Genomic DNA, 13,698 nt, shown 5'->3' with positions numbered 1-13,698 from the left:
ATGCCGTGGGGTAATGACGACTGCAGCGGCCCGCATCTGGTAGGTGCCCACCTTGGTTGGCACGCGTATCGACGCATGGCGTGGATCTACCCGGCATCATCGCGCCCCCTCACATCCGGCTGTGCTACTACAGCCCGTGCACCCTTCCGCATCGGAGCACGATGATGGTCAACCCTCTGGCCCAGGCCCATCGCGGCCTCGGCACCACGCTGTTCAGCCTGTTGAACCCGATACCCTTCGGCTTCTTCGTCGGCGCGCTGATCTTCGACGCGATCTATCTCAACAGCGCCGAGGTGATGTGGGGCAAGGCCGCTGCCTGGCTGATCACCTTCGGTCTGCTGATCGCCATCATTCCGCGCCTGATCAACCTGTTCGCGGTCTGGCGCCGCAACGGCACCGCCACCCGCATCGACCGCATCGACTTCTTCCTCAACCTGGTCGCGGTGGTGCTGGCCATCTGGAACGCCTTCGTGCACAGCCGCGATGCCTATGCCGTCGCGGTGCCGGGCACGATCCTGTCGGCGCTGACCGTGGCCCTGATCGCACTGGGCCTGATCTTGCTGTCACTGCAGCCGCCGGTGCTGCAGGGAGGTCGTCATGGCTAAGCACATCCTGCCCACCGTGGGCGCCCTGGCGCTGGCCGTGATGCTGTCGGCCTGCGCGGGCAAGGCCGAGTACCACCCCACCGACCAATCCGGTGCGAAGCCACCACTGCCGACACCGAAGAACTTCCTGATGCCGCCGATGCAGGTGCCGCGCGGAGTGGGTTGGGCCGAGGGCCAGTCACCCACGGTGGCCGAAGGCCTGAAGATCGAACGCATCGCCGCCAACCTGCAGCATCCGCGGCGATTGTTGACTCTGCCCAACGGCGATGTGCTGGTGGTGGAGGGCAATGGCCCCGGCGAAGAACCGGTCACCACGCCCAAGCAGTGGATCGCCGGCAAGGTGAAGGCACGCTCGGGCAAGGCCGGCAAGGGCGGCAACCGGGTCACCCTGCTGCGCCGTGCGCCTGGCACTTCCACGTGGACCCAGCACGTGTACATCGAAGGCCTGCATTCGCCGTTCGGCATCCAGCTGATCGGTGACACGCTGTACGTGGCCAACACCGGCAATATCGTGCAGTACCACTACGTGCCGGGCGAGACCCGCATGTCCGACAAGGGCCGCGAGTTCACCGACCTGCCCAGCACCATCAACCACCACTGGACCAAGGAACTGCTGGCCAGCCGCGATGGCCGCAAGCTGTACGTGGGCGTGGGCTCCAACAGCAACATCACCGAGAATGGCCTGGCCGTTGAATACCGCCGCGCAGTGGTGCTGGAAGTGGACGTGGCCACCCGTGGCAGCCGCATCTTTGCGTCGGGCATCCGCAACCCGACCGGACTGGACTGGGAGCCGAGCACCGGCACGCTGTGGGCCGTGGCGAACGAACGCGATGAAATCGGTGCGGATCTGGTGCCCGATTACCTCACCTCGGTGAAGGAAGATGGCTTCTACGGCTGGCCCTACAGCTACTACGGCCAGCACGTGGACGAGCGCGTGCAGCCGCAGCGGCCGGACCTGGTGGCGAAAGCCATCACGCCGGACTACGCCATCGGCTCGCACGTGGCACCGCTGGGCCTGCTGTTCTACACCGGCCAGGCACTGCCGGCGCAGTACCACGGCGGCGCCTTCATCGGCGAGCACGGCAGCTGGGATCGCTCACCATTGAGCGGCTACGAAGTGGTCTACGTACCGTTCAAGGACGGCAAGCCGACCGGGCGGCCGCAGACCGTCGTCAGCGGCTTCGCCTCCAAGGACGAGAAGACGCTGATGGGCGCGCCAGTGGGCATGGCCATGGATGCCGAGGGTGCATTGCTGGTCGCCGATGACGTGGGCGACGTGGTGTGGCGGGTGTCAGCCAAGTAGTTCTGTAGCGTCGAGCCACGCTCGACTGCGTTGGATCTGGCCCTTGTAGAGTCGAGCCATGCTCGACTGCTTTTGCCAGCAGCAGTCGAGCATGGCTCGACTCTACAGAAGACCATAAGCAGCCGAGCCTGGGCTCGGCTCTACATTTCCGAAGGCGCAGCGCGGAATCCACTGAACACCGACTCGGCGGCAAACCCCACGCCACCCAGCAGCACGCCGAAATACACCACCGTAGCCACCACGAAACCATAACCAGCCGCCACCGCCGCACCATCGCGCTGGATGAAGCCGATCGCAAACGACATCAGCGCCAGTGCCGGCAACGTATTGCTGAACGGAATCGGCCCGGCCGGCGCCATCAGCAGCAGGGTCGCGAACACCAGCATCAGGTTGTTCAGGCGCATCATCTTCTTCGAGCGCACCATCACCGCCAGCCGCATCGGCCGCGACAGGCGCTCCATGCGGTGCACCCACTTCAGCGCACGGCCCAGGTTGGCCTTCAGCTTGTCGGTGGCGATCTCGCGGCGCGCCAGTTTCTGCGGCACCCACAGCGGGCGGTTGCGCACGCGGCTCAGGCCGATCAGCAGGATCGAGGCACCAAACACCGTACTCAGCCCGGGAATCGACACCGGAATGATGAAGATGGCCGAGAGCAGGATCACGATCAGCAGCAGGCCCTCATCGCCCAGCGCGCTGAGCAGGGTGCCGATACTGACCTGCTCACCGGGCAATTCGTCGATCATCTGCTCGATCTGCTCGGCCAGGGGCGCGCTGTCATTGGTTTCGGGGGCACGGTAGGTCATGCGTCGCAAGGTTCTCCAGGGAAGGGCGGTCAGCGGGCCGTCCTGCGGTGGGGGACGCACAGGCTCCCGCAGTATCCCGGCCAACGTGGGCAAAGAGGTGAACCGGGCATGAGGGGTTAAACTGGCGTGCCCCGCACGAGTTGAACGCAATGGACATGGGCCGCAGGCAATCGACCATCGAACTGGTCGCCATCGACATGGATGGCACCCTGCTGGACCCCAGCCACACGCTCACCGCGCGGGCCAAACAGGCGATCGCGCAGGCGCGCGCGCTGGGCGTGCACATCGTGCTGACCAGTGGCCGCCCGGTTCCGGGCCTGGAACCATTCCTGCACGAGCTGGGCATCACCGGCGACGACGACTACTGCATCGCCTGCAATGGTGGCCTGGTGCAGCGCATCGGTACGCGCGAAACCGTGGTCGAGTATCCGCTCAGCTTCGACGACTTCCTGTTCTGCGAGCAGGTGGCCCGCGACCTGGGCGTGCATTTCCAGGCGCTGGACAGCCAGCGCATGTATACGCCCAACCAGGACATCAGCTACTACACCGTGGCCGACTCGCATCTCTCGCGGATGCCGCTGTCCTATCGCCGCGTGACCGACATGGACCCGTCCATGTCGTTCATCAAGCTGATGATGATCGACGAGCCCGACGTGCTGGATGCCGCCATCGCGCGCCTGCCCAGCGAACTGACCGAGCGCTTCGCGGTGCTGAAGAGCGCACCGTTCTTCCTGGAAGTGTTCGACCACCGCGCCGGCAAGGGCCCAAGCCTGCAGAAGCTGGCCGAGCACTTGGGCATCGACCGCGCCAACGTGATGGCCATCGGTGACCAGGAGAACGACCTGACCATGCTGCAGTACGCCGGTACCAGCGTGGCGATGGGCAATGCCATCGACGCGGTGAAGGCGGTGGCGCGGTTCGAGACCACCAGCAATGCAGACGAAGGCGTGGCGCGCGCGATCGAGCGTTTCGTCCTGCAGTAACCGCGCGTTCCTACGCCCCGGTAGGTGCCAACCTTGGTTGGCGCACGCACACCGTATGCGCCGACCAAGGTCGGCCTCTACCATGTCCCATCCGCCCTGGTAGGTGCCAACCTTGGCTGGCACACGCAAACGGCAAGCGCCGACCAAGGTCGGCCTCTACCAGGCTCCCTCTGCCCAGGTAGTTGCCAACCTTGGTTGGCATACGTAGACCGTAGGCGCCGACCAAGGTCGGCCCCCACCACGCCCAGGCTATACCCACGTATAACCCACCCATCCCCATCGCCATCCGCGCTGTACCACCGCGCAATGGCGAATGCGGCACTGCGATGCAAGAATTTCGCACGTCGAAATCACCCCATCGAATCCCACGGCAGATGATCGCCTTCGTCTGCTGACCGGCGCGCACCGCGCCGTCACTCCCTCAACGCAATCGCATCGCCAGCCAGGGCGCCGACACCGGTGCTGCAACGCGCTGGGCGTGCGCCTGCGCCGCTCTCTCCCTGCACCCTGGATCTGCCCATGAACACCCCACCCACGACGCGCCTCGCTCTGGCCATCATCACGGCCATCACCGCACCTGCGTACGCCGCCGAGATTCACGACGCAGCACATGACACCCCCACCACCTTGAACGCCCTGCAGGTCATCGCTACCCCGCGCGGTGCGGCCGTTGCGCCCACCCAGGTGGTCGGTCCAAACCGCTACATCATCAAGGCCGAAGACCTCGACGCGATGGTCACCGGCAACAACGGCCTGGCCATGCTCAAGCAGGTGCCGGGCGCCAGCTACACCGCCACCGACGGGCTGGGCCTGGATATCTCCGCCACCAGCCTGTTCGTGCGCGGCTTCCGCATGAATGAAATGGGCATCACCTTCGAAGGCGTGCCGCTGAACGACAACGGCTTCCTCTCGCTCACCGGCACCAGCGTGGTGAACGTGGGCGTGCCCGATGGCATCGGCGCGATCACGGTCAGCCCCGGCGGCGCACCCGTCAGCGTGTTCTCCAGCAGCGTCAACGGCGGCAGCCTGGAATACCGCCTGCGCGAGCTGCAGGACACGCCCAGCCTGCGCGTGAAACAGGGCGTGGGCAGCAACAACACGCTGGTCACCACCGTGTCCGGGCAGAGCGGCCAACTCGGTGAGCACGGCCCGAAGGTGCTGGTCGACCTGCAGCGAGTGTCCGCCGACAAGTACCAGGGCGAGGGCACCCAGAACTTCCTGCGCGGCGACCTGAAGCTGCAGCAGGACGTTGCCTGGGGCGACTTCACCGTGTTCCTGTCCGACAGCAAGGCCAAGGTCTGGGGTTACAACAACATTTCGTTCGACATGATCCGCAAGCTGGGCTGGAAGGCCGACATCTTCTATCCCGATTATGCCTGGGCGTGGTACGTGGCCTCGCCGGAGAATGCGGACAAGTCCTGCGGCGCCTATACCTGCGGTGAGCTGTCCGAACTGATCCCGTACGACACCGGCCAGATCACCCGCGATCGCGTGTCCTCGATCAACCATCGCTTCCAGATCAACCCGGCGCTGAGCGGCAACGTGCAGTTGTACAACGCCAACAGCCACACCCAGGCCACGCTGACCGACCCGACCGTGCCGTCGCCAAACGGCGCACCGTTCTCCGAACAGGTGCAGACGCCGCGTGTGAATCGGCTGGGTGGCATGGTCAACCTGCAGTTCGAGACCGGCGCGCACACCTTCACCGCCGGTTTCTGGCAGGAGAAGAGCAAGGCCGCGGCCAAGACCGAGTGGTACCAGCAGCCGCTGCTGGGTGAGGGCCCGCCGCTGAAGGCCACCGGCCCGTTCGATGTGTACGGCCCCGCGTTCAAGACCGACAACGCATCGAGCTGGGTGACCCGCTCGCGCCAGTTCTACCTGCAGGACGACATCGTGTTGAACGACACGCTGAAGCTGGGTGTCGGCTTCAAGGCGGTGGACTTCCGCACCAGCGGTGGCGGCCTGGGTGATGCCAAGGACCGGCCGGTGAACGGCACGCTGCGCGCGAAGAGCAACTTCCTGCCGCACGTCTCGCTGTTCTGGAGCCCGACCGAATCCACCGACGCCTTCATCGACTTGGCCAATACCATGAACGGCTATCGCGTGGCGCAGCGCGGCAACATCGGCTACACCGCCTCCGCGTGGACCATCACCGACCAGGAAGAGTTCGACCGCGTGGCCGGCACGCTGCGCCCGGAGAAGAACTGGAATCTGACCGTCGGCGCGTCGCATCGCTTCGACCGGCTGACGATCACCGGTGACGTGTTCTACAACGACATCCGCAACCGCCTGCTGTCGGCGGCCATTGGTACCCAGTTCGCGCAGATCAACACGGTGCGGCTGATGCCGAAGATGCACGTGATCGGCGCCGACCTCGGCATCACCGCCGACCTGACCGACCACCTGCAGTTCTACCAGGGCGTGGCCGTGGCCCGTTCGTACTACGACAGCGATTTCGTGGTGGGCGACACGGTGTACCCGATCAAGGGCAACGCCCAGCCGGGCTACCCGCAGATCTCGCTGGTCAGCGACCTGTCCGCCCACTTCGGTGACTGGCGCTTCGGTGCCACCAGCACCTCATACCTGCGCCAGCCCTTCACCTACGAGAATGACATCCGCGTGCCGACCTTCTGGCAGGTCAACACCTATGCCGCCTACCGCTTCGGTGCGGACAGCGCGGTGCCGGGGCTCGAGCTGCGGCTGGACGTGAGTAATCTGTTCAACCGCCACAACATCGGCACCGCCACCATCGCCGGCTCGTCGTTCTCGGGGGATTACCAGACCCTGCAGCGCAGCGCGCCCCGGCAGCTGATGTTCAGCACCTCGATGACCTTTTAAGTAGATCCACGCCATGCGTGGATGCACTTGGCGGTCCCCAGGCAGGTGCCCAGATCCGCCCACAAACCTGCCTTGCGCAATCAACAGGGATTTTCTGGCGGCGACGCAAGGTTCCCACAATGTTGCTGGGTCATGCTGTCGGCATGGCTCAGTACAACCCCCGATCACCGTTGTTCGACATCCGGGGCCCAGGACGGCCCCGGCAGGCGCTGTCCGTGGCGCCTGTGATCGACCTGCAGGCCGAGTACCAGTTCTGGCACGTCTACGAGCGTGTGGTCCGCCCGTTGCCCGGTGGGGGGCTGCGGCTGGCCTGGCTGGTGTGCCAGAAGGTGTACCGGGACCGGTGGCAGCACCCGCACGACAGCGACGAGGCGGCGTTGTCGCGGGTGTTGTTCGGCGGGAACATGACGGCTGACCGGGCGTCGGAGCTGGCGGAGCTGCACGCGCTGGTCAGCCGTCGGGTGGCGTTGCTGGCGAAGCGTGGGCGGGTGGATTCCGCAGCCTGATGCGTGGGGGCTGCTATCGGCGTGCCGAGCTGCCATGACCCGCTCTGGCACCATCGCACCATCCGTCGCCATGACCCGCTGTTGGTAGAGTCGACTGCTAGTCGACTGCTCTTCGCGCGCGAGTCGACCAACGGTCGACTCAACCAACGACCACTCCGAACGGTGCTCCTAGGGCTTCCCCCGATCCAACTGCCGGTAACCGATCGCCTCAGCCAGATGCGCCGTCTGGATCGTTTCACAACCCGCCAGATCAGCAATCGTGCGCGCCACCCGCAGAATCCGGTGCATCGCTCGCGCAGAAAGTTGCAGACGCTCAATCGCCTGCTCCAACAGATCCTGATCAGCCTCGCTCAGTTTGGTACAGGCACGCAGCGCCGCCGGTGGCAGATGGGCATTGAGCGCGCCACGCGCCTGCTGCCGGGCATGGGCGGCTTCCACCCGTGCACGTACCGATGCACTGGGCTCACCCAGCGGCGTGCTCTCGCGCAGCTCCACCGCATCCATGCGCGTCACGCCGATATGCAGATCGATGCGGTCCAGCAACGGACCGGACACGCGTGCGCGATAGCGGTTGATCCGCTCATCGCTGCACAGGCAGCGATTGCTGCGGTCACCGGCCCAGCCACACGGGCAGGGGTTCATCCAGATGTTTTGTGAGGAATAGTGCTTGGGAAAAAAGATAAGGTGCGGCAAATTAGCTCTGCTCACCACGGTAGCTCACATTGCATGGCAACTAGAAAGAAGAAGGGTGTCGGCGAGGTCCAAACGGGCCCGGACGGACTTTGGATCACGGTAAGGGCGATCGGTCGGGCGCATGGAGTAGCGTCGATTGACTTCACATTTCTTCGGAGTTGGATCGGACCTCGCGGTCAAGCCGCATTTGTCGATGCAATTGTCAAGCTATCAAGGCGCTACGTCGCGGCCCAGAACACGTACTCGGTTCGCTGCGTCCTTCAGTTCTGGCAGGCCCTCGGTGCAAGAAGGGGGTGGCCGGCTCCAAGTCGTCGAATCAGTTCCGCTGCCTTGGTCGCGCAACTGTCTGATCTTCGGGGTGAGTTCTACGCGGCCAGAGCGGCGGTTGGAGTCGCGCTAACTACGATCACGAATCAGTGGACCAGCTTTGTTCGATTCATCCCCTGTCTTGTTCAGACCGGTGCAATCAACTTCGTCGAATCGAAATTGGCTGCCATCTCCGCTCCGCCTCGCGCGCTCATCATTGCGGATAGGGAGCATGCTGCAAACTCACCAGTGTGCCTGAACAACGCCCCAAAGACTTTGAACTCGGCACAGAACTCATACAACGACAATCTCTTCGAGTCGATCTCAATCGTTGATGGAAGTGCAGAGTACCTAGATCGCTATCAGGAAAAACTTGGGAAGGCAGTAAACACGATTCTCCACTGCGCAGTGAAGGACTTCGAGGAGTTCGTGGCTCAACGAGAGAGAGGCTTGGCTGAAATTAGCCGTTTCGACGTAGGTTCACTACATGAGCTTAAGGCGCATCGCCGAGGCGGATTCTCCCGAGAGAACTGGGGGCACCTGCTGAATCAAGAGCGATATGAGAAGGGTCTCAGGATTGCCTTGGGGATATGCGTCTTTGATATGGGCGGGATTCCTAGGCAGCGACGCAAATTCGATGTGAAGTCGAGCAAGGCATCCATCTTAGATGGGTCTAGCAGAATCTGGGACTTCGTTTCTTCGTTCGGAAAGAACGAGCTCCTGCCATACCTTGGCATCATGAGTAGCAAGCAGGCGGCAGTCTGCATACTGATCCTACTCATTGAACACCCGATTCTTAACCCAGTGGCGTTGTACAGGGCCAGGATAGAAAGGGATCGTCATGGTGGAACCTACATCTCCTCCGATGGTCTTGTCGGAAAAGGGGGTATCCGCTTTAGCGTGGAGAAGCTGCGTGCGGGCGAGGAGAAGAGTGTGGAGCTTTCGCCTCTTGCCCAGCGAGTTCTTGTGAAGGTCTTCGAGTGGACCGAGCCCGTACGTACTCGGATGATCCAGGAAGGGAGAAGGAAGGATGCAAACCATCTTTGGATTGGCATCAGTAGCCTCGACTACCGTTTGAAAGCCTTCTCGGAGAAAGCGTTCCTGAATGCACTTGGTGCATCTGAAGCTTGGCGCAGTGTCAGGGGAGCCGGCATGGTCACCCGGGCAACGAACTTCGGGGAGCGCCATGCCGAGCTCGCTCCATGGAGAGAGAAGCTCACCTACAAGAATCTACGAATGAACTCCGGAGTGCTAAAGTTCCTTGAGGCAGATGGTGATCTTGTCGTAGCGGCGAGGATATTTGGCCACCGATCGGTCAAGACGACCTTGGGGCACTACGTCCCAAATGCCCTTCGCATCGCCTTGTTTGAGAGGCAGGTTAGGCGGCACCAGAACAGACTGATCGTTCAAGCATTTTCTGATCACGAGCGGCTTCTTGAAGTGTCGGATTTCTCGACGGTTGAGGACCTCCACCTGTTCCTCTCGGGTAGCGCGGACGAGGCTGCTGAAGCTCAGGTTCCCCGCCGTGTGTACAAGGCCGCTTCTCCTGGCGCGGGACTGATCCTCTGTAAGGATCCTGATGCGCTGGCGGTTGCAATGCTCTACCGGGATCGCTTGGAAAGCGCCAGTGCGACCTTCCTGGATCGACCTGATCTCCGGACCGGAGTTGCCCCGCGATTCTGGAGAGACTTTGTGGATGCGCTGACCGCGCCATTGCCCCCGGCATTGATTGAGATCACTGATCTTGTCGAGTGTGCATTGGCTAGAAAGACTGTCATCATTTCTCGCATTCGGCTGCCGGAGATCCGGTGATGGCTCAACTTCCCTCGGAGGTCCTGTCCTTCTTCAGTCGGACCCAAACCGGTTTGAGCCCATTAGTGCGTCCGTGGTGGCTGAAATCCGCGGTCCACGAATCTGTATGGAGAGTTGAGACGGGAAAGAGAGATCTGCGCCAAGTCGGTGAGAAGAGTCGCGGTGGGCAGGTTCTGAGATGGGATCTACTGCTACCAACGGGACGATTGAGCACATCATCTCACGCAGTTATCTGTGAACAATGTAAGGCGTTGATCATCGCCGTAGCGAAGGTACGTGGATCAACCCGGTCGCTCAGATCAGTTCATGGCGCACTGTTTCTCTTCGCAGAGTTCTTGGCCCTTAAGTACGAAGAGAAGTTCCTGCGTGACGGACTCCTAGTCGCTCATCTGGACGACGTAGAGGCATTCATGGAGTCCTATGCTGAGGCGGGGTCTTGCGGGACGGGGCGGTTCATTGAGCGCCTTAGCTCTTACCTTTCGGCTGAGATTCCGTTGGAACGGTTAGACGCGGATGAGGTTAGGAACCACTTTGGCTTGACGGAAACAAACCAGTTGAGTTTGGTCGCCATTGGCGCGGCTATATCGGTGGACTGGCAGAGGCTGCGCAGTAGTCCCGCATTTCGGAGCCATCTGACCCAGTACGGGTACCGAGGAGAACGCGACTTAAGCCGCGGCGCTCGTACCACCAGCGGCTATGCGGATATCTTTCCGCTACTGGCTCAGGCCTCGCACTCCGTCCAGACCCTAAGCGCGTGGGCTTTGAGCAATGTTCGCGAGGTTCGCGATGCTTGCCGACCTTTTCGCAGAGAACAGTCGGGCCGCACGGCGACATTGCCACCGACCGTCTGTAGGCAGTTTGTTAGGTCAGCGTGTGCGTGGATGCTTGAGGAGGCGCCTGCATTGGAGGCTCACCTTGCAGGGTTGATTGATGAAATCGCCCAAAGTGGTGACCTTGGCCACCGGTCGCCAACTGCATTGTTGAAGGATGCGGAAGCGCTGATTGAAACCGGTCCACTAGTACGCTGTTCGAGGTTCGTTTCCCAGCGTTTCAGGGAGAGAGGGGATGACAGGTACTGTGATTTGGAACCCTATCGGTTGTTCCCTTTGGTTCTCGGACTGATCCGAATCCATCTAGGTGTTTGCTTTGGACTTGTGGCCTTGTTTGCTTGTGCAAGGAGATCCGAGATCATTGACATGGGGTTGCATGCGCTCCTGACATCTGATGGTCGCTACCACTTGACGATTCACCAGGCAAAGCGGGGGGAAGGGAACGAGAGGCCGAGGTTTGACAAGCCTGTGCCACGTATCGTTGCCATGGCGATATCGATCATGAACAATCTCAGGACGCAACTACTTCGGGTGATGCCCAGGGAGGATTCGTTGCTGGATGATCGCGTGATGTTCTTCGTCGGAATGCAGGGCATCAGGCCATTCAGTGAGAATCATCCGCGCGTCGTTCTCCAGCTCATAAGTGACTACTTTGATCTCCGTGGCCCCGACGGAAAGCGATGGGTGCTTGAGCCTCATCAACTGCGAAGGAGCTTTGCTATGACATTCTTTCATTCGGAGGGGGAAGAGTCATCTCTACCTGCGCTCGCGTGGCTCATGGGTCATCATGATGTCGAGGAGACTTGGAGATACGTGAAGGAGTCTATGACGGGCAAGGAGATCAGTCATGCAGAAGCCTGTTTGGCGATGGCGGCTGTGAACTCAGGTGATGGCTCGGAATCTGCCCAAAAATTGAAGGCGCTTCTTCTCGAGCACTTCGGAAGCGACGATCTCGCTGTTCTCGATCATGATGATGTCTTGGAGTATCTGGAGATGCTCTCTGAGGAGCGAAAGATCAGTGTCAAGCCGATTCAGATTACAACCGGCGATCGTAGTACGTTCACAATCCTCATTTCGCACAGAGGGGAATGATGCCAAGGCTCAGTAAAGGACAGGTAGCTGCGGGTGTGCGGGACAAGCAGCTTCGTGCTGAACGGAGTGTTCGGGGCATCATCGCCATCCTGGACGAGGCGGTGGCAGTTGGGTCCCTTCTTGAAGAGCATAGTGATCTCTTTAGACGCATGAGTGATCTTGCCGGGATGAATGATGAGGCTCGAGGCATCTTTCCGATGTCGGTTCGAACACTCAGGAACAATGTGGAATCGCTGTACCCAGGCGGGATGGAAGCGTTTAGGCGTGCCATCGGAGAGCTTCTGGGGGCCGCGAGGAAGCCTGTTGCACAGCAGGAAGATGAGGCTTGGCTGGAGGATGCTGTTCTGGACATGACCGCTAGGTACAGTGATCTCGTGCAACGCTTCAAGAGGCTGGCTCTTGGATCGGAGGTCGCAGCCGATGAGCTAAAGCGACACTTCGATCGGTACCGCGGCTCTAGCTCCCTACGGGTAGTGAAGTGAAGATTGATGGTGGTTTGTGTAGGAGGGCCAGCAATCAATTCCGGTTACCGGGGGTTGGACGCGTCACCTCGTTCCTCGATAGGGGCGCGGCAGGAGGCATGAAGGTGGTGTTCTTCCCAAACGGCCGTTCTTGCTGGGAAGTGAATGCGTACCTAGTTCATTGCCGACGCCTTGGGCTGACGGTAGGTACGATATCCACCTATGCGAGTGAGCTAAGCCTGCTGGTACGATTTCTGTACTTGCGTCGCCTGGAGCTGAGAGAGATCGATGATGATCATCTGATCGAGTTTGCTGATTGGCTGGTGGTTCGGGATGAGTCCAGCGCAAGGCACATCAATCGTATCCTCTCACGTGTTCTCGCTTTCATTGGCTGGGCCGAATGTATCAGTCTCGGCCCTTTCCAGATCGGCCGGCTTGGTGAGCAGGCGATTATCACGGTTGAAAGGCGCGTGGTGAGGACGAAACGGCTGGACCGGGTGTCCTCGGACAGGCATGCAGCGATGCTTCCAAGTGGTGCAAAGCGAGTCGTACGACCAATGCCTCTTGAGGTATTTCGCCGACTCCTGGCGCAGTGCGAGCGAAGCGCGAAGCGCACCTTCGTAAAGAGTCGCAATCGCGCGATGCTCCTGATACTCGCGGATACCGGGATCAGGCGCGAAGAGCTTGTTTGGATCAGGGTCACCGATGTACTTGATGCATCGAAGGGTGATGGCATGCTGAAGGTGCGGACCTCGAAGAGGAGGGGGAACCCTATACGTCTGGTTCCTGTTCCCGCACTAACTTTGCAGGAGGTCATGAAGTACATCAGGGTGCAACGGGAAATGCATATGCGCCGCCATACCAAGTCCGGACGGGGGAGTCGCGACAAGGGTTGGGTCTTCTGCTCTCAGAGCGGTTCAAGGCTAGCTGCTGCAACGGTGAGCCAGACTTTCTCGGATCTGCGGGCGCTTGCCGGAGTTTCAGAGCGCGCTACGGCTCATATGCTTCGACACAGGTACATAACTCTTCAGGTCATCGATCGGATCAAGAGGCTTCGAAACATTGGGATTCTTGGCGTTGAGGCAGCAGCAACGGTACTCGCACAGGTGGCTTCTTTAAGCGGCCACTCCAATCCTACTAGCATGTGGGACTACATTGACTGGGCCTATCAGGAAATGGCCTCGGATGCCGAGAACCGCGGGACCTTGGAGATTGGCGAGCTCATCCGGGAACTGGAGGTTTTTGAGAAGCGGCGATAGAAAGCTCCGAAGGGAGAGCCCTGCTTAGCCGAGTTCGTAGCGCACTTGCTTCGCAGCTTGAGAAGGCTCCGAAACTGGGTGTACTCGCCCACCAAGGGATGGGGCTGGGATGAACTGCTTGTGCAGGGGCGCCGGTGGTATGGGTGAGAGCCCTTTGCTGTTGGTGTGGTGCGGGCGATCCAGCACCTCTAGTAGCCGGAAGCGACG

10 protein-coding genes and 1 pseudogene are annotated in these 13,698 nt (G+C 61.1%); 9 read left to right on the top strand and 2 right to left on the bottom strand.

Annotation, left to right across the window (positions count from 1 at the left end; translation table 11 throughout):
- Window positions 1-164: 164 nt before the first annotated feature.
- Together ACZK2R_RS22225 and ACZK2R_RS22220 are read left to right on the top strand one after the other, a co-directional pair.
- Entirely contained in the window at window positions 165-605 is a 441-nt protein-coding gene (locus tag ACZK2R_RS22225) for a DUF2231 domain-containing protein (protein ID WP_049400823.1), read from the top strand.
- Window positions 598-1,908, top strand: coding sequence for a PQQ-dependent sugar dehydrogenase (locus ACZK2R_RS22220; protein WP_180837691.1), 1,311 nt, complete (start codon window positions 598-600; stop codon window positions 1,906-1,908). The genes ACZK2R_RS22225 and ACZK2R_RS22220 overlap by 8 nt, the downstream gene beginning before the upstream one ends.
- 140 nt (window positions 1,909-2,048) lie before the next feature.
- On the opposite strand, the gene ACZK2R_RS22215 is transcribed toward ACZK2R_RS22220, so the two are convergent.
- Window positions 2,049-2,711 carry an exopolysaccharide biosynthesis protein gene (locus ACZK2R_RS22215; RefSeq protein ID WP_065723628.1) on the bottom strand — a complete coding sequence of 221 codons (663 nt, stop codon included), beginning with the start codon at window positions 2,709-2,711 and terminating at the stop codon, window positions 2,049-2,051.
- Between the two features lie 149 nt (window positions 2,712-2,860).
- Here ACZK2R_RS22215 and yidA point away from each other — a divergent pair, with 149 nt between their 5' ends.
- The 3 genes from yidA (at window position 2,861) to ACZK2R_RS22200 (ending at window position 7,038) form a co-directional block, all read left to right on the top strand.
- Window positions 2,861-3,694, top strand: a complete 834-nt coding sequence (yidA, locus tag ACZK2R_RS22210; RefSeq protein ID WP_125894288.1) for a sugar-phosphatase — start codon at window positions 2,861-2,863, stop codon at window positions 3,692-3,694.
- A 519-nt stretch (window positions 3,695-4,213) separates the two neighbouring features.
- Complete coding sequence (locus ACZK2R_RS22205; protein WP_180837693.1) at window positions 4,214-6,532, top strand: TonB-dependent receptor; 2,319 nt, start codon at window positions 4,214-4,216, stop codon at window positions 6,530-6,532.
- Between the two features lie 119 nt (window positions 6,533-6,651).
- Window positions 6,652-7,038 (top strand): hypothetical protein, encoded by a 387-nt coding sequence (locus tag ACZK2R_RS22200; protein ID WP_180837694.1) that lies wholly within the window; start codon window positions 6,652-6,654, stop codon window positions 7,036-7,038.
- A 168-nt stretch (window positions 7,039-7,206) separates the two neighbouring features.
- Here ACZK2R_RS22200 and ACZK2R_RS22195 read toward each other — a convergent pair.
- Window positions 7,207-7,680, bottom strand: a pseudogene (locus tag ACZK2R_RS22195) (magnesium chelatase subunit ChlI family protein); the annotation flags it as partial.
- 84 nt (window positions 7,681-7,764) lie between these two features.
- Between ACZK2R_RS22195 and ACZK2R_RS22190 the strand changes: the two are divergent.
- The 4 genes from ACZK2R_RS22190 to ACZK2R_RS22175 all read left to right on the top strand — a co-directional run bounded on the left by ACZK2R_RS22190 (window position 7,765) and on the right by ACZK2R_RS22175 (window position 13,491).
- The gene (locus ACZK2R_RS22190; RefSeq protein WP_152906641.1) at window positions 7,765-9,849 is read left to right on the top strand and encodes a hypothetical protein; all 2,085 of its coding nucleotides are present in this window, start codon (window positions 7,765-7,767) and stop codon (window positions 9,847-9,849) included.
- A gap of 881 nt (window positions 9,850-10,730) precedes the next feature.
- Window positions 10,731-11,771: a site-specific integrase gene (locus tag ACZK2R_RS22185; protein ID WP_160314167.1), complete on the top strand. Its 1,041-nt coding sequence runs from the start codon at window positions 10,731-10,733 to the stop codon at window positions 11,769-11,771.
- 35 nt (window positions 11,772-11,806) lie between these two features.
- The gene (locus tag ACZK2R_RS22180; RefSeq protein ID WP_046984166.1) at window positions 11,807-12,253 is read left to right on the top strand and encodes a hypothetical protein; all 447 of its coding nucleotides are present in this window, start codon (window positions 11,807-11,809) and stop codon (window positions 12,251-12,253) included.
- Window positions 12,254-12,492: 239 nt separating this feature from the next.
- Window positions 12,493-13,491 (top strand): tyrosine-type recombinase/integrase, encoded by a 999-nt coding sequence (locus ACZK2R_RS22175; RefSeq protein WP_478487670.1) that lies wholly within the window; start codon window positions 12,493-12,495, stop codon window positions 13,489-13,491.
- Window positions 13,492-13,698: the final 207 nt, after the last annotated feature.

Source organism: Stenotrophomonas sp. 96582_Sma (genome assembly GCF_056480905.1).
This window is presented reverse-complemented; position numbering and strand designations above follow the sequence as displayed.